At 37.2% G+C, this 19,780-nt stretch carries 17 protein-coding genes; 3 read left to right on the plus strand and 14 right to left on the minus strand.

Annotated elements, in window-relative coordinates; all coding sequences use genetic code 11:
* Positions 1 to 213 precede the first annotated feature (213 nt).
* The 3 genes from mtaB to MKZ14_RS14695 all read left to right on the plus strand — a co-directional run bounded on the left by mtaB (position 214) and on the right by MKZ14_RS14695 (position 3,014).
* A complete protein-coding gene (gene mtaB / locus MKZ14_RS14685; protein ID WP_312127349.1) occupies positions 214 to 1,563 on the plus strand; it encodes a tRNA (N(6)-L-threonylcarbamoyladenosine(37)-C(2))-methylthiotransferase MtaB in 1,350 nt (449 codons plus the stop codon).
* Positions 1,564 to 1,683: 120 nt separating this feature from the next.
* Entirely contained in the window at positions 1,684 to 2,109 is a 426-nt protein-coding gene (locus tag MKZ14_RS14690) for an HTH domain-containing protein (RefSeq protein ID WP_058844812.1), read from the plus strand.
* A complete protein-coding gene (locus tag MKZ14_RS14695; protein WP_231745103.1) occupies positions 2,052 to 3,014 on the plus strand; it encodes an IS3 family transposase in 963 nt (320 codons plus the stop codon). The genes MKZ14_RS14690 and MKZ14_RS14695 overlap by 58 nt, the downstream gene beginning before the upstream one ends.
* A 229-nt stretch (positions 3,015 to 3,243) precedes the next feature.
* Here MKZ14_RS14695 and MKZ14_RS14700 read toward each other — a convergent pair whose 3' ends face one another.
* The 14 genes from MKZ14_RS14700 to MKZ14_RS14765 all read right to left on the minus strand — a co-directional run bounded on the left by MKZ14_RS14700 (position 3,244) and on the right by MKZ14_RS14765 (position 19,206).
* The gene (locus MKZ14_RS14700; protein WP_016994111.1) at positions 3,244 to 4,011 is read right to left on the minus strand and encodes a CsxC family protein; all 768 of its coding nucleotides are present in this window, start codon (positions 4,009 to 4,011) and stop codon (positions 3,244 to 3,246) included.
* Between the two features lie 130 nt (positions 4,012 to 4,141).
* Positions 4,142 to 5,731, minus strand: a complete 1,590-nt coding sequence (locus MKZ14_RS14705; RefSeq protein WP_339280168.1) for a BC_2427 family protein — start codon at positions 5,729 to 5,731, stop codon at positions 4,142 to 4,144.
* Between the two features lie 334 nt (positions 5,732 to 6,065).
* Entirely contained in the window at positions 6,066 to 6,869 is an 804-nt protein-coding gene (locus MKZ14_RS14710; protein ID WP_258859837.1) for a CsxC family protein, read from the minus strand.
* 316 nt (positions 6,870 to 7,185) lie between these two features.
* Positions 7,186 to 7,923, minus strand: a complete 738-nt coding sequence (locus tag MKZ14_RS14715; RefSeq protein WP_312127178.1) for a 16S rRNA (uracil(1498)-N(3))-methyltransferase — start codon at positions 7,921 to 7,923, stop codon at positions 7,186 to 7,188.
* Between the two features lie 88 nt (positions 7,924 to 8,011).
* Positions 8,012 to 8,953 carry a 50S ribosomal protein L11 methyltransferase gene (gene prmA, locus MKZ14_RS14720; RefSeq protein ID WP_016995415.1) on the minus strand — a complete coding sequence of 314 codons (942 nt, stop codon included), beginning with the start codon at positions 8,951 to 8,953 and terminating at the stop codon, positions 8,012 to 8,014.
* Positions 8,954 to 8,974: 21 nt separating this feature from the next.
* Positions 8,975 to 10,093 (minus strand): molecular chaperone DnaJ, encoded by a 1,119-nt coding sequence (gene dnaJ / locus MKZ14_RS14725; RefSeq protein WP_016995416.1) that lies wholly within the window; start codon positions 10,091 to 10,093, stop codon positions 8,975 to 8,977.
* Positions 10,094 to 10,329: 236 nt separating this feature from the next.
* The gene (dnaK, locus tag MKZ14_RS14730; RefSeq protein ID WP_036076287.1) at positions 10,330 to 12,171 is read right to left on the minus strand and encodes a molecular chaperone DnaK; all 1,842 of its coding nucleotides are present in this window, start codon (positions 12,169 to 12,171) and stop codon (positions 10,330 to 10,332) included.
* Between the two features lie 75 nt (positions 12,172 to 12,246).
* Positions 12,247 to 12,819 (minus strand): nucleotide exchange factor GrpE, encoded by a 573-nt coding sequence (grpE, locus tag MKZ14_RS14735; RefSeq protein ID WP_016992465.1) that lies wholly within the window; start codon positions 12,817 to 12,819, stop codon positions 12,247 to 12,249.
* 17 nt (positions 12,820 to 12,836) lie between these two features.
* On the minus strand, positions 12,837 to 13,865 hold the full coding sequence (gene hrcA / locus MKZ14_RS14740; protein ID WP_016992466.1) for a heat-inducible transcriptional repressor HrcA: 1,029 nt from the start codon (positions 13,863 to 13,865) through the stop codon (positions 12,837 to 12,839).
* Between the two features lie 89 nt (positions 13,866 to 13,954).
* A complete protein-coding gene (gene hemW / locus MKZ14_RS14745) occupies positions 13,955 to 15,100 on the minus strand; it encodes a radical SAM family heme chaperone HemW (RefSeq protein WP_016992467.1) in 1,146 nt (381 codons plus the stop codon).
* A 173-nt stretch (positions 15,101 to 15,273) separates the two neighbouring features.
* Positions 15,274 to 16,437 (minus strand): chromate efflux transporter, encoded by a 1,164-nt coding sequence (chrA, locus tag MKZ14_RS14750; protein ID WP_339280169.1) that lies wholly within the window; start codon positions 16,435 to 16,437, stop codon positions 15,274 to 15,276.
* Positions 16,438 to 16,525: 88 nt separating this feature from the next.
* Complete coding sequence (locus MKZ14_RS14755; protein WP_339280170.1) at positions 16,526 to 17,371, minus strand: DUF4179 domain-containing protein; 846 nt, start codon at positions 17,369 to 17,371, stop codon at positions 16,526 to 16,528.
* Positions 17,372 to 17,473: 102 nt separating this feature from the next.
* Complete coding sequence (locus MKZ14_RS14760; RefSeq protein ID WP_339280171.1) at positions 17,474 to 18,673, minus strand: oligoribonuclease; 1,200 nt, start codon at positions 18,671 to 18,673, stop codon at positions 17,474 to 17,476.
* A gap of 305 nt (positions 18,674 to 18,978) precedes the next feature.
* Positions 18,979 to 19,206 carry a hypothetical protein gene (locus MKZ14_RS14765; protein WP_004227013.1) on the minus strand — a complete coding sequence of 76 codons (228 nt, stop codon included), beginning with the start codon at positions 19,204 to 19,206 and terminating at the stop codon, positions 18,979 to 18,981.
* Between the last annotated feature and the right edge of the window lie 574 nt (positions 19,207 to 19,780).

Raw genomic sequence — 19,780 nt, forward strand, 5'->3', positions numbered from 1 at the left:
TCTTTCTATATAATAAAAGCTGAAATGTAAACTTTTAAGAACATAGAAGTCATCAGAAGACAAATCACTTATTATTTCACAAAAAAATCTTATATGTACTGATTTTATAAGGTTTATGTTATCATAAATCACGTATCTAAAATATGTACAACGAAAAACTTATTAAATGTTTGGAAACACAAGGTAATGTGAATTGAAAGGATGATATATATCATGAGTAACGAGCGATCAAAAATCGTGAGTTTTCATACTCTAGGTTGTAAAGTAAATCATTACGAAACAGAAGCAATTTGGCAGCTGTTTAAAGAAGAGGGCTATGATCGTACAGAATTTGATCAACAAGCAGACGTTTACGTCATTAATACATGTACAGTTACGAACACTGGAGATAAAAAATCTCGTCAGGTCATTCGTCGAGCAATTCGTCAAAATCCGGATGCAGTTATTTGTGTAACAGGATGCTATGCACAAACCTCCCCTGCAGAAATTATGGCTATTCCTGGTGTCGATATCGTTGTCGGAACACAAGATCGTACGAAATTACTTGGTTATATTGAACAATATCGTGCGGAACGTCAACCGATTAATGCTGTACGTAATATTATGAAAAACCGAGTATACGAAGAATTAGATGTACCAGCATTTACAGACCGTACACGTGCTTCGTTAAAAATCCAAGAAGGCTGTAACAATTTCTGTACATTTTGTATTATTCCATGGGCACGCGGCTTAATGCGTTCTCGTGACCCACAAGAAGTATTACATCAAGCACAGCAATTAGTCGACGCTGGTTATCTTGAAATTGTCTTAACTGGTATCCATACAGGTGGCTATGGACAAGATTTAAAAGATTATAATCTTGCTCAATTACTACGTGATTTAGAGGCCAATGTGAAAGGCTTAAAGCGTCTTCGTATTTCATCCATTGAGGCTAGTCAATTAACGGATGAAGTAATTGAAGTACTACGTGAATCAAAGATTGTCGTGAATCATTTACATATTCCGATTCAATCTGGTTCTGATACGGTATTAAAACGTATGCGTCGTAAATATACAATGGAATTCTTCGGTGAACGTTTAACAAAATTACATGAGGCTTTACCTGATTTAGCTGTTACTTCTGATGTAATCGTTGGGTTCCCCGGCGAGACAGAAGAAGAGTTTATGGAAACGTACAACTTTATCCGTGATCATAAATTCTCTGAGCTACACGTTTTCCCATTCTCTCCTCGGACAGGAACTCCAGCTGCACGTATGGAAGATCAAATTGATGAAGACATTAAAAATGAACGTGTCCACCGACTTATCTCTTTAAATGATCAACTAGCAAAAGAGTATGCTTCTCGTTTTGAAGATCAAGTGCTAGAAGTTATTCCTGAAGAATTTGTGCATGATGGCAGTGAAGAAGAAGGCCTTCTAACAGGCTATACAGACAACTACTTAAAAGTAGTTTTTGAGGGTCCAGAAAGTCTAATCGGACAACTTGTAAAAGTAAAAATTACACAAGCAGGCTACCCTCACTCAAAAGGACAATTTGTACGCGTTTTAGAAACAGTGAAATAAATAGTAAAAAAAGGGCTGCCCATTTTTAAAATGTACCCTATAAGATAGACACTTTCAAAAAGGTCATCTTATAGGGTATTTTTATTTATAATGAAGAAAAAACGAGCGGTGGTAGATTGTATGACTAAAAAATTTTTTTCGGAACAACAACAGGCACAATTAAAATTAAATCCATACGTCAAAACAGTAAGCGCGAAAGCCATTACTTATACAGATGAATTTAAAGAATTTTTTATTGATGAATACGATAAAGGAAAATATCCAAGTGAAATCTTTTTTGAGGCGGGTTTTGACATTGAAGCCCTTGGTCCAGCTCGTATTCGGAGAGCTTCGAATCGTTGGCGTACAGCTTATAAAGAGCATGGGCTTACAGGCTTAGAAGATGCCAGAAAACATGCTTCAGGTCGCCCTTTAGAACGCGAATTAAGTATAGAAGAAAAATACGCCCGCTTAGAGGCGAAGATGAAATTGTTAGAAGCAGAAAACGAATTTTTAAAAAAGCTAGATCAACTCGAAAGGCAGCTGATAAGGAAGCAATCAAAATAAGTACTACACAAAAATTTGAGTTAATCCATCAAATTATTGAAAAATATCAATTAAAACGGATGGTACGATATCTTTGTGAAATGGCAAAGGTTTCACGCTCAGGCTACTATCGCTATTTTAGAGAAGAAGCTGTCTTAACTCGTCAAAAACAGAATGAAGAAGATGAAGTGGTGAAAGAAGTCATTTTAAAGGCCTTTCATTTCCGAGGACGAAAGAAAGGCGCACGTCAAATAAAAATGACACTAGAAAACCAATATGAAATTACGTACAACCTTAAGCGTATCCGTCGCATTATGAAAAAGTTTAATATTATCTGTCCCATTCGAAAAGCCAATCCAGCGCGTCGTATGGCAAAAGCAACGAAGGAACACCGTATATGCCCTAACAATTTACAGCGCAACTTCAAGCAAGGTGTGGCAGGAAAAGTATTACTAACCGACATCACATATTTAACATATGGAGGCGGTAAACGTGCTTATTTATCAACGATAAAAGACGCCGAAACAAATGAAATTTTAGCGTATGAAGTATCCTCTACATTGGGTATAGAAATTGCGCTCAATACGTTACATAAATTAAAGAAACATCGGCATTTAAGGGAGGATGCCTTTATCCATTCGGATCAAGGTTTCCACTATACGAATCCAAAATTCCGAGCCTTAGTGAAGAAAATTGGCTTAGGACAGTCCATGTCACGTCGAGGAAACTGTTGGGATAATGCGCCACAAGAATCGTTCTTTGGGCATTTTAAAGATGAAACAACTATTAGAGCATGTGAAACGTTAGAAGAAGTAAAGAAAGAAATTAAGAGTTATATGATTTACTACAATCATTATCGAGGGCAATGGAATTTAAAAAAGCTGCCGCCTGCAAAATACAGACAGCAGCTTCAAGAAGTTGCCTAACCTTTTTCAAAATGTCCTTTACAAAGGGTACATTTTATTTATATAGGCAACCCTTTTTCCTTGTATGAAGCTAATCATTCACTTGTATTTGATTTTTCATAATATTGATAGATGTTTTAAAGATTTACAGCTCCTATAAGAAAATTAGTAGTACAAACAAAATATCCTTCTGTACTACTAGCTTTGTTAGTATATTATAATATTCTCCTGTACTCTAAACTAGCACTTATCAAGGACTAGTAGGAGGTGTAAGTCCTAAAAGAACAGGCGTTATTACGCTACTGCCAGCACCAAGGCGGATTTGTTGAACTTGCAATACTTTTACAGTAAGTTCTAAGACAATTTTTTCACGTAATGTGCTGAATGTCCCTTCTGGAGCTGCCATAATCGGGGAAAAATCAAGTTCAAAGAAGTTGGCAGCTACTAATTCACCAAATGGTTGTTCATTGTATTTAACAAGATTTTGGAAGAAAGCCTTATCTAATCGAGCATCCATTTGTGTTCTTTCGTTAAGGAAGTTCGCTTCAGCAAACTCGGAAATGCCTAAGATTGGTGTTGCGCCTCCAGGTGTTTGTGGGAAAATAAGATCTGTAAAACCAGAAAACGGAACGTCAGCAATTCTATCTCGAAGTGCCCCATTACATGCTGATGAAGCATATTCAATATTTTTCCGAATATGTCCTGCTACAAATAATTTAGCTCGTGTTACTCTAAAGAAATCAGTGCCAGCAATACGTGCAAAGCTGACTGGTACAAGTTTCACTTGATTTAGGAAGACATTCTTTTTCACTCGTTTGATTTCTGTTGCAGCAGGGCTAAGTGTAATATCCGACTCAACAACAATTTGCAGTGTTGGTTCTGCCAATACAACTGGAACTTTGATAGTTGGCGTTGTAACCGGTGTAGTGACTACTGGTGTAATCTCATTCGTTAATGGAATTTGTTCAGTTGATGTTACAGGACAAGGTTGAAATTGGCTTTCTAATTGATCGCTCAAAAAATTTCCCTCATTTCATTTTTTTAGTATTAGAGAGCTCTCCTATCGCTAGAATATGTAGCATTTAAATCTATACATGGACGTATATATTAGTTTGATATTCATTTTATTTAAATTAAGGGATAAATTTCTATAATCCTCCATTACCTTGCCAGTCAAACAGTACTTTAATTTTTTGTACTTGTAACATTTGGATAATTAATTCTAATACTATATTTTGACACAATCGATTTGGATGAATGGCTGCCTTATTTTGCGTATTAGATACCCTATACTCAATATTGTGCTGTATGTAGCCCTCTATAAATAAATTCCCCTTTGATACCGTTCTTGTTCCATTTCCCAATGGCTGGGATCTATGAATAGGTACAAATCTACAATCGGATAGTACTACCTCATTTGTGATCTCTTTAACCTCTTCAATTCCTTTATCAAAAGCAATTTTTTCCTCCATACATATTTCTATTTTGTATTCCCCTAGGACAACAGGAACTCGTATATGTATAAAAGGCTCAGAGGAGTTAATTTCTCCTTTTTTAATTGCTTGTGAGTTATGTAAGGGAACTACTACAGATTTAAACGGATGCTGCTCACTACCATTTTTTTTATTAGTATCCGTTCTCATTAAAGAAATCATTTGATTAATGTTGGAGCTAACCAAACGACAATCTGGTTGTTCAGGGAAAACCGAAATGGTTTGGAGTAGCTTCGTCTGAAGTTGGGGAGATAGGTTATCATTTAAATCAAGAAATTCAAATATTGTATTTTGAACATTTTCACCATAAATAGGAGCATGAAGAAAATCGTTAATTTCTACATAAGTAGAAAAGGGACTTTTTTGGATAATGGTGCATACTTCACCTATTAAAGACTTTGCAATCCCTTTAATACGATTTGGAGGATTATTTTTCTCCTTTTCTGCTATATCATCCAAATGCATATTATTTCCAGCCTCAGACAGAGCTTTATTGAGAAATTTTGGATTATCGTCTGATTGAGCTGTTGAATTTTGTTCTTCAAGAGAGTTCTCATCACTATCTAGTAGATGGTCAATTTCTACCTTTGTTGGACTAGGTACGATTTGATTGCATGCTATCTGGTCTAAAGTTAATTCCTCTACATGGTTCTCATCCGTATTTCGGAAATGTTCTTTGTTCTCCTTAACATTCGCTTCTATAGGTATGGAGGCTAATTGCTCTATTAATGTCTCTTTTGTGTGACTCTCATCGATATCTAAGTGATGTTCGTTTTCTTGCTCAATATTATTTTCTGTAATTATGGGTAGTTCTTCATGGGTGATTGATTGCTCCGATAAAGTCAGTTCCTCTCCCCTACTCTCATCGATACCTAGAGGATGTTCGTTTTCTTGCTCAACATTTGTTTCTTTAGGTATAGGTAGCTCTTCATTAGATGCTAATAGCTCTGCTAAGCTAGCATCCTCCCTGAAGTTCTCAAAATTTGGGTGATGTTCGTTTTCTTCCTCAATAGTCGGCTCCATAGGTTCGGGTAGCTCTTCATTAGAGATTATATGGTCAGTTAAAGTAGATTCCTCTGTAAATGGTTTATATTCTATTTCATCAAGCAGATTATTATTTCCATTAAAAGTCTGTTCTAATGGAGATTCGTCATCTATTTTAGTTTGATACCTCCACTCAGTGTATTTATTTTGTTTAGAGGATATTTTCTTCATTTCTCTAAAATTAATCCATGGAGTTGCCATTCGTTCACTCCCAAATAATAATTTGACAAAAAGGCATAACAATCAATTTTTATTTAAGTTTTAATCTATTAGCTAATTCTTCTGATACGATTATGTTAGGACCTTTAAAATTATATAATTGAAAATTTACAATACTAATTACAATCCATATTATGCAATATTTTTACTTTTGTCACAGTCCCCACCATGAGATACAATTGGAAGGCGCATGTCCTTATCTTGCCAAAAAAAGCAGTTAAAAGTTCGTGTAAAAGTGAACTTTCAACTGCCCAACAACATATTTGATTTTATATCAGTATTATTGTTACCATCTTTGCTCCACTACATATAAAAATTAACAAGGCTCAGTAGGTGGAATAATACCAGGAACAATTGGTGTTGCTGGTGGAGTAAGCCCTTGAAGAACAGGTGTTACTACACTACTTCCAGCGCCCAAACGGATTTGTTGGACTTGCAATACTTTTACAGTAAGTTCTAATACAATTTTTTCACGTAATGTGCTGAATGCTTCTTCAGGAGCTGCCATAATCGGTGAAAAATCAAGTTCAAAGAAGTTGGCTGCTACTAATTCACCAAATGGTTGTTCATTGTATTTAACGAGATTTTGGAAGAAAGCCTTATCTAATCGAGCATCCATTTGTGTTCTTTCGTTAAGGAAGTTCGCTTCGGCAAACTCAGAAATTCCTAAGATTGGTGTAGCGCCTCCTGCTGTTTGTGGAAAAGTAAGATCTGTAAAACCAGAAAACGGAACATCAGCAATTCTATCCTGAAGTGCCCCATTACATGCTGATGAAGCATATTCGATATTTTTCCGAATATGTCCTGCTACAAATAATTTAGCTCGTGTTACTCTAAAGAAATCAGTGTTAGCAATACGTGCAAAGCTAACCGGTACCAATTTCACTTGATTTAGGAAGACATTCTTTTTCACTCGTTTAATCTCTGTCGCTGCAGGATTAAGTGTAATATCCGACTCGACAACGATTTGCAGTGTTGGTTCTGCCAGTACAACTGGAATTTTAATAGTTGGCGTCGTAAGCGGTGTAGTAACTAATGGTGTAATCTCATTCGTTAAGGGGATTTGTTCAGTTGATGTTACTGGACAAGGTTGAATCTGATTAATAAATTGTTCACTCAAAAAATTCCCTCATTTCAATTTATAGTATTAGTGAGCTCTCCTATCGCTAGAGTATGTCGCAATTAAATCTATGTATGGACATTGAACTTGTTCTTTTAATTATTTTATTTGGAATGTTTGAGGTTGTGATTTTCCCCGTTACCTTACACGACGGGGTAAAACTCCATTTAAGCAGGGATTTAACGCAGACCCACTTCAAATATGATTTAAGTAAAAAAACCCCCGTAAAAGTTAGATTGATGTCTAACTTTTACGGGGCAGTTCAAATATTATGTGGTTTTTCTAGGTTATGTTGATAGTAAATTATACATAGCTGTTATTCAAATTCATACGATATGGCAGACAGTGCGTATAATGGCGCTGTTTCTGCTCGTAAAATTCTCGGTCCTAATGACATCGTCTGAGCGCCTGCTTGTAATAGCGCTTCTGACTCTTGACGAGAAATGCCCCCCTCAGGACCAAAGATAATAAGCATTGATTTCGACTTCTTATCATACACGTTTTTTAGCTTCTCCGCAAACCTTGTGCGCTTTTTTGCTTTTGCATCCTCTTCATCAGCAATAAAAACGGCATCGAAATGATCTATTTGTTGTACTAGCTGTTTAAATGATATGGGTTCAAAAACTGTTGGAATATGTGTGCGGTGAGCTTGTTCCGCAGCTTCCTTAGCAATTTTCTGTAATCTTTCTTGCTTTTTTGCCCCTTTTTTCTTGTCCCATTTTACAATGGAGCGTTCAGCTTCAAAGGGTAATAAAGCAAACATCCCCAGCTCTGTGGCTTTTTGGGTAATAAGCTCCAGCTTATCACCCTTCGGTAAACCACAGGCTACTGTTACTTGAATGGGTAACTCTGGAGAGGGGATTGTTTGACCTGTCGCTTCAATGACGACCTCATCCCCTTCAAACCCTTCAATTGTACATATATGCGCAGTGTTTTGTGCAACAACTACAATTTTGTCGCCTTGCTTCATACGCATCACTCGTTCAATATGCCGTGCATCTTCTCCATTAATACGTGCATTTTCTATAGCTGTCTCAATAAAATAACGTTGCATGCCACACAGTCCTTTCTAGCAAGAAAGGAAAACGCCAAATCACAAGCAACAGGCACACGGCTCACGATTTGGCGCTTCCTCAGTCATGTTATAGTGGACGACGGGCAATAATGGCTACCCAATCTTCCATTAATAATACTTCTTCGATCACAAAACCTGAAGCTTCTAGTGCTACTTTAACATCATCACGTTTTGCACCGATGATGCCCGAAGTGACATATAATCCACCTGGTTTTACAATTGTATACGCGTCATCTGTGAAGGACATGATGATTTCAGCCAAAATATTAGCGACTACCACATCTGCTGGCTCTTTTACAGTATCCAATAAATTACCATGGAATACTGCCACCTTATCTTCCACTTTATTTAATGCTACATTTTCTCGCGCTGAACGTACAGCAACCTCATCTAAATCGAGCGCATGCACACTTTTGGCACCAAGTAATGCTGCACCAATAGACAATACACCTGATCCTGTACCAATATCAACAACTGTATCCCCTTCTTTAATGACCTTTTCAAGTCCTTGTAAACACATCACCGTCGTCGGGTGGGTACCTGTACCAAATGCCATACCAGGATCTAATTCGATAATTAGCTCATCTGTTGAAACAGGTGTGTATTCCTCCCATGTCGGTACGATAGTAAAGCGTTCAGAAATCTTAACAGGATGGTAGTATTGCTTCCAGGCAGTTGCCCAATCTTCTTCATTGACTTCCACAATGGATACCACATTCTCGCCGATATCAATGTTAAAGTTCGTTAAATTTGTGATAGCTGCTTTAATTTCTTCGACTGTTTCATTTAAAAAACTAGACTCCGATAAATAAGCTTTAATAATCACGCCATCTTTCGGAAAATCATCTTCATTTAGCGCATAAATTTCACCATATTGATCTTCACGTGGCTTCGCAAACTCTGCAGAATCTTCGATGACAACACCACTTGCACCTGCTTCATGCAAAATATTCGAAATTGCTTCTACCGCATCATTTTTTGTATGAATGGATAATTCTGACCACTTCACGTAGCTCTTCAGCTCCTCTAATTATTCACCTTGGAATTTTTTCTTAATTTTATCGAATAGTGAACTACCTTGTTCTTCAGGGATATCGCCACTAATTTCGGCAAATTCTCGTAGTAATTGTTTTTGTCTTTCCGTTAATTTTTCTGGTGTCATAACTTTTACTGTCACATACTGATTACCCATACCATAACCATGAACATTTTTCACACCTTTATCTTTTAGACGGAATTGAGCACCTGACTGTGTTCCAGCTGGAATACGTAATTTTACTTTCCCATGAACTGTCGGTACTTCAATTTCATCCCCAAGTGCAGCTTGAGGGAATGTTAATTTCAACTCGAAGTAAATATCGTCTCCATCTCGTTCGAAATCCTTGTGGCCTTGAACGCGGAACATAATATATAAATCCCCTGCAGGCCCACCGTTTATACCTGGCTCACCTTGACCAGATACACGAATTTGTTGTCCATCATCCACACCTGCTGGAATCGTCACTTTAATTTTCTTACGTTTTTGGACTTTTCCTTCCCCACGACAAGTCGTACATTTTTCTTTAATGATTTTACCTGTTCCATGACATGTTGAGCATGTACGACGATTCATCATACGACCAAATGGTGTATCCACTGCTTGATTGATTTGTCCAGCACCTTTACATGTTGAACATGTTTCAGGTTGCGTTCCTGGCTTTGCTCCTGAACCGTGACATGTTTCACACGTTTCATCTTTTGGGATTTCTATTTCTGTTTCTTTCCCAAAAATAGCTTCCTCAAATTGGATGTTCATACGATATTGCAGATCATCCCCTTTACGTGGAGCATTTGGGTCTTGACGGCGACCACCACCGCCAAAGAATGAACTGAAAATATCCTCGAAGCCGCCAAAGCCGCCTCCTCCAAAGCCACCACCAAAACCAGCATTCGGATCCTCATGACCAAATTGGTCGTAGCGTGCTTTTTTCTGGTCGTCACTTAATACTTCATATGCTTCAGCGATTTCTTTGAATTTTTCATCTGCACCCGGCTCTTTATTAAGATCAGGGTGATATTGTTTTGATAATTTACGGTATGCTTTTTTAATCTCGTCTTTTGTAGCCGATTTTGTTAAACCAAGCACCTCGTAATAATCGCGTTTCTCCATGATTCACACTCCGCTCTGTTTGCATAAAATCTATTGTAACATGCAGTTGAAAAAACTGCCTCTTTTTTTAGATTAAAGGTTCTATAAGTTCCATAAGATTGAAGATACTCACTTCCTAGCAGCTAACGTATGCAACTAACCCATAAATGGTGCCATTTACGTGAAGTGACCTCACATCATGACAAAAGCCAAAGCCGCAAGCGGTCTTTGGCTTTATCACTTAACTGTGCTACTTCTTATTTATCGTCTTTTACTTCTTCGAATTCAGCGTCTACAACACCGTCATCTTTTTTACCAGCGCCAGTGTCTGCACCTGCATCGCCACCTTGAGCTGCTTGAGCAGCTGCTGCCGCTTGTTCATAAACTTTCATCACTAGTGGCTGTAATACGCCTTCTAATTTTTCTTTAGCTGCTTTAATACCTTCTAATTCACCAGCTTCAAGCGCTTTTTTCAATTCATCACGAGCATCTTCAACTGACTTTTTCTCATCTTCTGTAATTTGCTCACCTAGGTCAGCAATTGTTTTATCCACTTGGAATACTAATTGGTCTGCTTCGTTACGAAGATCTGCTTCTTCTTTACGTTTAGCATCTGCTTCAGCATTAGCTTCAGCGTCTTTTACCATGCGTTCAATTTCTTCCTCTGATAAACCAGAATCAGATTGAATTACAATTGTTTGCTCTTTGTTCGTACCAAGATCTTTTGCTTTTACAGATACGATACCGTTTTTATCAATATCGAATGTTACTTCGATTTGAGGTACACCACGTGGTGCTGGTGGAATATCCGCTAATTGGAAGCGACCTAATGTTTTATTGTCAGCTGCCATTGAACGCTCACCTTGTAGAACATGAATATCTACTGCTGGTTGGTTATCAGCTGCTGTAGAGAAAACTTGAGATTTTGAAGTAGGAATAGTCGTGTTACGGTCGATTAATTTTGTGAACACGCCACCCATTGTTTCAATACCAAGTGAAAGAGGTGTTACGTCAAGTAATACAACATCTTTCACATCACCTGTTAATACGCCACCTTGTACTGCTGCACCCATTGCAACAACTTCGTCAGGGTTTACACCACGGTGAGGCTCTTTCCCCGTTTCTTTACGTACCGCTTCTTGTACCGCTGGAATACGTGTTGAACCACCAACTAAAATAACTTGGTCAATTTCAGAAGTAGAAAGACCTGCATCAGATAATGCTTGACGTACTGGACCTACTGTACGATTTACTAATGGTAAAGTAATTTCGTCAAATTTCGCACGAGTTAAAGAAATTTCTAAGTGCAATGGTCCTGCTTCGCCAGCTGTAATAAATGGTAAAGAGATTTGAGTTGATGTTACACCAGATAAATCTTTTTTCGCTTTTTCAGCTGCATCTTTTAAACGTTGCATTGCCATTTTATCTTTTGATAAGTCAATGCCATTTTCTTTTTTGAATTCAGCTACAAGATATTCGATAACTGCGTCATCGAAATCATCTCCACCTAGTTTGTTATCACCAGCTGTAGCTAGTACTTCAAAGACACCGTCACCTAACTCAAGGATCGACACGTCAAACGTACCGCCTCCAAGGTCAAATACTAATACTTTTTGATCTTGATCTTGTTTATCTAATCCATAAGCAAGAGCTGCAGCAGTTGGTTCGTTGATGATACGCTCTACTTCTAGACCTGCGATTTTACCAGCATCTTTTGTTGCTTGACGCTGTGCATCGTTAAAGTAAGCAGGAACTGTAATAACTGCTTTTGTCACTTTTTCTCCTAGGTAGTCTTCAGCATAGCCTTTTAAGTATTGAAGAATCATCGCAGATACTTCTTGTGGTGTGTAGTCTTTATCTTCTATTGTTACTTTTTCAGCCGTACCCATTTTTGATTTAATAGAAATGATTGTGTTAGGATTTGTTACTGATTGACGTTTCGCCACTTCACCAACTTGACGTTCACCATTTTTAAAGGCAACAACAGATGGTGTTGTACGGTTTCCTTCTGGGTTTGGAATTACTTTTGGTTCTCCACCTTCAAGTACAGAAACGCAAGAGTTTGTTGTTCCTAAGTCAATACCAATAATTTTGCTCATTAAAATTTCCTCCTATTATGTCAACGCAAGGGATGCGTTTTCTAACTAATTTTAATTGACTAAATAGCGCAAAGACTATTCGTTCACAGATACCATTGTTGGGCGTAATACACGATCCTTTAAGATATACCCTTTTTGTAGCTCGCGTAAGACAATACCCGTTTCTTTTTCACTATCTTGTTCTTGCATAACAGCTTGGTGAATCGTTGGATCAAATTGCTCACCTTCAGCTTTAATCACTTGCAGACCTTCTTTTTCTGTTGCTTCAATTAAAGAGCGATACACCATTTCAATTCCTTTAATAATCGATGCAGTCTCTTCAGAAGTTGTCTCTACTTGTAAAGCACGCTCAAAATTATCAAGGACTGGTAATAAATCAGATAGTAAGCTTTGTGCGCGGTACTTTTCAGCTGCCTCACGGTCTAACTGATTACGACGGCGCATATTATCGAAGTCGGCACGTAAACGTAGGTGACGATTTTCTTCGTCAGCTAGCTTTGCCTGTAGTTCAGCCAGCTTAGCCTCATACTGTTCTTCAATTGTTAACTCTACTTCTTCCTGAACCTCTGTTTGCTCTACTTCCTCAGTTGCCGTTTCAGCTTGTACATCTTCTTGAACTAAATCTTTGTTTTCCGTTGTTTCCGTCACTTGAATCCTCCTCATTATCATTCACTACGATTCTTCATAAAGGCTTGTGTTAAATCCAAGCGCATTATGTCTAATAAAGCCACAACACGTTTATAATCCATGCGTGTAGGACCAATAATAGCAATGGCTCCCTGTTGATCATCACCAATGGAATAGGTAGTGGTAATGACACTGCAATTTTCCATTTCTAGCTGTTTATTTTCTGAGCCTATCCGAATATGAATACCTGATTCGTTTGGATGGAAAAGTGACTGCACTTGGCTAGTCGTCTCCATTAAGTCCAAAATCATCCTGACTTTATTTAAGTCATGGAATTCTGGTTGGTTGAACATATTCGTTTTCCCACCATAGAATATTTTACTTTCTGAATTATGCATTGTTGCTGTGACAAGTGCATGAATAAAATCATCCGCTGATCGAACATGTTGCTGTAACACTGCTAGCACTTCAGCTTCAAGGCTTTTATGGAGATCTTCTAATGAAACACCAATAAGACGCTCATTTAAGATATTCACCATTTTCTCTAAATCAGAAGCGGTAAAGTCAGGCGGTAGATTGAACATGCGATTTTCTACATGCCCATTATTCGTCACGATAATCGCTACTGCTGTGTCGCTAGAAAGGGGGACAATTGAAAATCGTTTAACACGATGCCTTTGGACATCAGGTCCTAAAAGTATGGAAGTATACGATGTCAGCTCTGATAAAATGTTGGCTGACTTTCGGATAATATGCTCTACTTCTACTAGTCGATCATTAAAAATTGATTGAATTTGTTGAATGTCCTTGGAATTAATACCCTGAGGACTCAACAAATGATCTACATAAAATCTGTAACCCTTTTCCGAAGGCACTCGACCAGAGGAGGTATGCGTTTTTTCTAAAAAGCCTAATTCCTCTAAATCCGCCATTTCGTTTCGAATAGTGGCTGGACTAAATGTAATCCCTTGTTTTTTGGAGATTTGGCGAGAACCTACCGGCTGAGCAGACACAATAAAGTCGTCTACAATGACTTGCAATATCTGTAACTGCCGATTTGTTAGCATGATTATCACCTCTGTTAGCACTCAACTAAGAGGAGTGCTAATACTATTATTAAGTTATCAAATCCCACATTTTATGTCAACGATATCGCTCAATCTTCTAGCAAAAATTGTTGAAATACTTCATTGCCCACAAAACGTCCTTTTCTTGTCAGGCGTACACCAAGCTCATCCAGTTCTAAAAGCCCCTTTGACACAAGATCTTTTATTACCACATCATAATGGGCAGACATAGATGTTTTAAATTTCTCTTCATATATAGAGTGCATAACGCCCTCTGTTTTTCTTAACCCTAAAAACATTTGTTCTTCTCTTTTTTCCACCTGGGTTACTTCATGTGCGTGGACAATTGGTAGCTCATTTGCCTCAACAGCTTCCATATACTTTTTTAATGGACCATGATTGGAATAGCGTATACCTGCTAAATACCCATGAGCACCTGCGCCAAACCCCGCATACTCATCATTATCCCAATAAATCTTATTATGCTCTGAATGATACCCAGGCTTTGCAAAATTACTAATTTCGTATTGTTGAAGCCCCTGTAAAGCCATTTGTTGCATCAGCACATCATACATATCCGCTTCTAGATCTTCTGTCGGTAAATACAGTTTCCCTTTTGCGTACTGATTATAAAAAATCGTTTTCGGTTCCACAATAAGAGAATAAGCAGAGAAATGTGGCAAATCAAGAGTAAAAGCTTTGGCTAATGAATCCTTCCATTGAGCCATCGTTTGCCCAGGCAAACCATACATTAAATCAATGCTGATATTATAGAAGCCAATTTTTCTAGCCAAGGCGATTGTTTCATAGACATGATCATTACTATGCGTGCGTCCAATCTTCTGTAGCAATCCTTGGTCAAAAGATTGAACCCCCATGCTTAAACGATTAACACCACCGTCAAACAATACCTGCAATTTCGCAGCAGACAATTCATCAGGATTTGCCTCTGATGTAAATTCTGTCACACTCTTCATTGGAATATACGTATGAATATACGTTAGTAGTTTGTCCAATTGCTCAGGTGATAAAGCTGTCGGTGTTCCGCCACCAAGAAAAATCGTCTCGATGTTACGGAATTTTTCAGGATGTTTTTCTGTTGTCAGGGCCATTTCTTTTCCAAGCGCTTCTATATATTCATCCACTGGTTGATTTTTAAAATAAAATTTATTGAAATCACAGTAATTACAGATTTGATGACAGAAAGGAATATGAATGTAAACACCTCGTGCCATAGCAATCCCTTCTTTCGCGTTAAGTCTTTTCCATTTCTACATTATAACGAATCCTTAGATGGAACGCTATGAAACCCATTGGTCCTTTTCATTAATATTGATTCTGTAATTACAAAACAAACTGCACCTCCGATTATTAGTAAGAATCTAACAATCGAAAGTGCAGATTTTTTTCATGTATAAAAAATGACGCCCACAGCAATTCCTAACAGCACCAATAAATAAGGCTGTATTTTCCATCGAATTAAACACCATAAAAAGATAGCCACTATGAAAATATCTAACACGCTGAGGATGGTTTGTGTCACAATTGGATGAATAAAAGCAGCGGCTAGAATACCAATGACCGCCGCATTTGCGCCTGCCATCGCACCTCTCAGACGGGCAATACGACTTAGGCTAATCCAAAATGGTAGCGCCCCAACTACTAGCAAAAATGCTGGTAGAAAGATTGCGAAAGTAGCAATAATAGCCCCTGGAACGCCAGCAATGACCATACCGATATATGCAGCAAATGTAAATAAAGGACCCGGAACTGCCTGTGTCATACCATAGCCAGCTAGAAAATCTGAGGTACTTATTTGACCACTTTGAACAAATTGTGTTTCCAGTAAAGGTAAGACAACGTGACCACCACCGAATACTAAGGCACCTGCAAGATAAAATTTCTCCATCAATGAAAACCACTCATGATGCCATAAAGCGCTTAATATAGGTAAACCTAGGAGTAGCATGAAAAAGAGCGCTAGTAAAACAATGCCAGTAGTTTTTGAAATCGGTATATATACTAATTTTGAGGTATTGCCCTCGTCGGTTTTTTTTAGTAGTTGAAAGCCAAAGCAAGCAGCTATTAATATTGCTGCAATTTGTGCAAGTGGATGTATCCACATCAATACTGTTATCAATGCCAAGAAAGCAATCAACCAATGCCATTTTGTTGACAGTAATTTTTTGCTCATGTCCCAAATAGCATGGGCGATAATCGCTATTGCTACTAACTTCAAACCATGAATCCAATCCATCTTCAGCTCTGTAAACATGGAGAAATAGGCAAAAAGAATAAGTATCAGCACAGATGGTAATGTAAAACCAAGAAATGATAGAAAGCTTCCTAAAACTCCACCTCTAAGTAAACCAATCCCCATCCCTACCTGACTGGATGCAGGTCCAGGCAAAAATTGACTTAACATAACAAGTTGACCATAATCATGTGCAGAAAGCCATTTACGCTTCTGTACATATTCCTGTTGAAAATAACCTAGATGAGCTGTTGGGCCTCCGAACGAGGTACAGCCCAATTTTAAAGCAACAAAAAAAATCTCCCAAAGCCTTTTCAAACTCTCAACTACTTTCCATATCTTTTATTTCATCTTACACGGAAAGCTATTTTTTTTAGATTAAGAGTTTGTAAAATTTCCTTCACTATTAATCTTTCTTTATTTTAATTGCAGAATCTACTTTACTGCCCTCACTATTGATTGGAATTAATGTATAATTTCTTTCTGTTAGGTATAGTGCATCTACACGGCTCCCCCACCTTGTACCCTCTTTATTTAATGGATAGGGTGTTGCAAAGCTCCATGATTGTCCTGATTTTGATTGGATTTTGAAGTGCAACGCATCATTGACCACACTTTGTTCAGCATGAAAATAAATCGTTGTCGAAATAGGGGTGGAGACAATTTTGTCAATGGTTATTTCTTGCTGATCAACATGCTTCACTTTTTTATTAACGGAAAAGGTTTCACGGTCTTGTTGTAATTGCTCTTGTGAAGCATCTACCTGAAATTCCCATGGCTTATCAATTGGTGTTTCCACATTCCAATCTTTATAACGAATATCTAATTCTAATTGTTCATCTGACGGAAAATCATCCATTTTAATGCTATTGTATATCGTATAAACGTTGGCAGACTTCGCTATGGACTGTCCTCCATTACGAACCATATAATCTTGACCATTAACGAGAATTTGCGGAAAGAAAAATACTTGATGGCCTGGCTTAAACTCTTTTCCAGGCTCGAAAGTTGCATTCAATAAAATTTGATTGTCATCTATAATCACTTCATTTAATGTTAACCGCCCTAAGCTATTGCTAGCTGTTTTTCCTACATCCGTTTTATAGGCTTCAAAATTCACATCCTGATCCCACCACAAATACAGCATCGATCCACTAGCAATCATTAATAAAAGGATTACAACAATAAACCATTTCTTACTTCTCCGATTTTCCTTATCCAAATCCACAACTCGAATCATATCATTGGACAACCGTACACCTCATTTTTATAAAAATCATTATGATTTATTGTAGTGCTCAATCATGCATTATATAACCTTCTATGTTGAAGATTCATTATGTATAAAAGGATATTACATCCCTTTATGTAGATGACGAACTTTATTGACTTCACGCATTAAATAGTCCACAAAGAGATCATCTCTGACTAGCCACACTTGATTGTTTCGCTTTAAAAACCATTCCGCTTCATTAAAGCTTGCAAAAGTTTGTGTTAGTGGCGTGTTATTTTTTTCAATTATCCAGTCAACTTTATCGTTTGAATAGAGCATAAACATTTCATCTTGCTGGTTTTTATAGAAAGTCCCAAACGTAGACCCCTTTACGTTATAACGATTTCTTTTTGCATCTTCTGGAATAGGCTCTATATGGAAGGTGTCCACTACAAACTGCTTGTATGCATCCAGCGTTAATGAGCAGCCAGCAGCCTTTTGATGACCACCTCCACCATATTTGGCGGCAATAGCTGACACATCAATATGATCATGGATTGTTCGAAAGGATATTTTTTTACTGCCCATATTGATCATCGCAATATAATCAAGATGCGTATTTTCCTTTCCCAATTCATTGCCAAGCTCAGAAAGATAGGATTCTGCATAGACAACCCCAGCATAGAAATCGCCCAAATTTGTTTGAATAAGCTCACGTTTCTTACGCCGAATGTAACGCTCTGTTTTTTCTTCTTCCATGCTTAAAATTTTCTTTTCGAATTCATCGAAGTCAAAATGATCGCTTGTTTTTAAACGCTCAAGCATTTTCTCTTCAAACTCTTCAATAGACACTAGAAAAAAGAGTGCATTTAATCTTTGTGCTTGTAAATTGCCGTTCTTTTCCCATTCCCATGTATCGTATTGTCTTACTAACTCTACAAATTCAGAAACGGCTTCTGTTTTTTCTAATAGTCCATGGATAACCAGGTATTGATAATATAAAGATGTAGCTGACGTTAAAAAGCCTTGCTCATCCTCAATTAATACCTTTCCCCATTCATATTGATTGAAATGGAGTGCTGTCTTATGATGGTCCAACAATTGCACATTACCAGTCGCCTGATAATAATCATGAATCCTTTTTTCATTCTCTTCATTTGGAGAAAGATCTGTAATAAACAAAAATGTTTTCTGTTGATCATTCTCCAAAAAGAATTCGATTTCGCGATCAAGTGCTGTAATGGAATTGTAGCGTATCTTCACCTTATCGTTAAAAGCAAGCTTGGCTAAAATCCCACACCCTACTCCGTCTAAATCGTTATGTGATAATAATTTATACATGTTCTCACCTCGATTGTAGTATGGGTATTTTTTTGGTATTCAAACAGCTAATGACGTTCAATACGTAACAACATTGATATTGTTTTTCAGATAACATACATTAAAATCATAAATCTTTAGGGGAAAGAGAGGACACAGTGAATGAAAAGGAAACTAGTTTATAGTGGAATCGGATTTATCTGATCTTTGCATTAGCATTTTCAGCTTATTTAATAAGTCTAATGTAATGTGAGTTAAGGATTAATTCATCTACCTGTTCCGTTGTTACAACGAATTTTTCTCCCAATGTACCTCCACTCCCCCTTTTAAAATTCTCCTTCATCTGATTCACCCATTATGATTACATCCAATTGGAATTGGTCATATTGGCTTCTTGTCATAAGGAACTCATATATATAATTTTTATTCTTTTTTATTTCTTTAAACTTATCTTCCGCTTCTTTTTTAGAATTAAAAGATAATAGAGGCTCTCTATCTGTGTCCAAATCAATATAGGTAATTACATATTCTTCATCATTAGAAGGTGTTTTCACATAAAGCCCTCCCTTTACCCTTAATGGTTTTTAACTACTTATGATTTGAAGCGGTAAGCCGTATCATGATGTTTAGAAAAATAATCAAGCATTTGACTATGACTAATATTTTCGAACACTTCTTCTTTTCCATCTTTTTCTTCTTGGATAACCACTTGATAAGACCTCACAACCTCACCAAACACTTCATTTTATTCAATAATATTACATCTACTATTAAAAAAATTTAGTTGCTTGGAACACATTTAAAAGTTATACATAAGCTTTACTAACTTATCGAAATCCTTATCATCAAATGTTACAAATTCTTTTTCTAATATCGAAAGTGCTTGTTGTACCGCTTCATCTTCGTTAATATCTAATGTTACACCTATTTAGTAGAACAGAATATACTTCGTAGTATAAAAGAAAATAAAATAATTGGTATATTTATGGTAATTAAATATTTTTTATGTTAGAATTTTCCACGAATGGTTTTTGTATATCAACCGTTCCCGAAATATCAGAAAAGAATGGGGGTCTTAAATGAAAAAATCAGTCCTACTTAGAGTATTGGCATTTATAGCCGTATTGC

Origin of the sequence: Lysinibacillus sp. FSL P2-0066 (assembly GCF_037969495.1) — a bacterium.
In the GTDB taxonomy this organism is placed as follows: Bacteria; Bacillota; Bacilli; order Bacillales_A; family Planococcaceae; genus Lysinibacillus; species Lysinibacillus boronitolerans.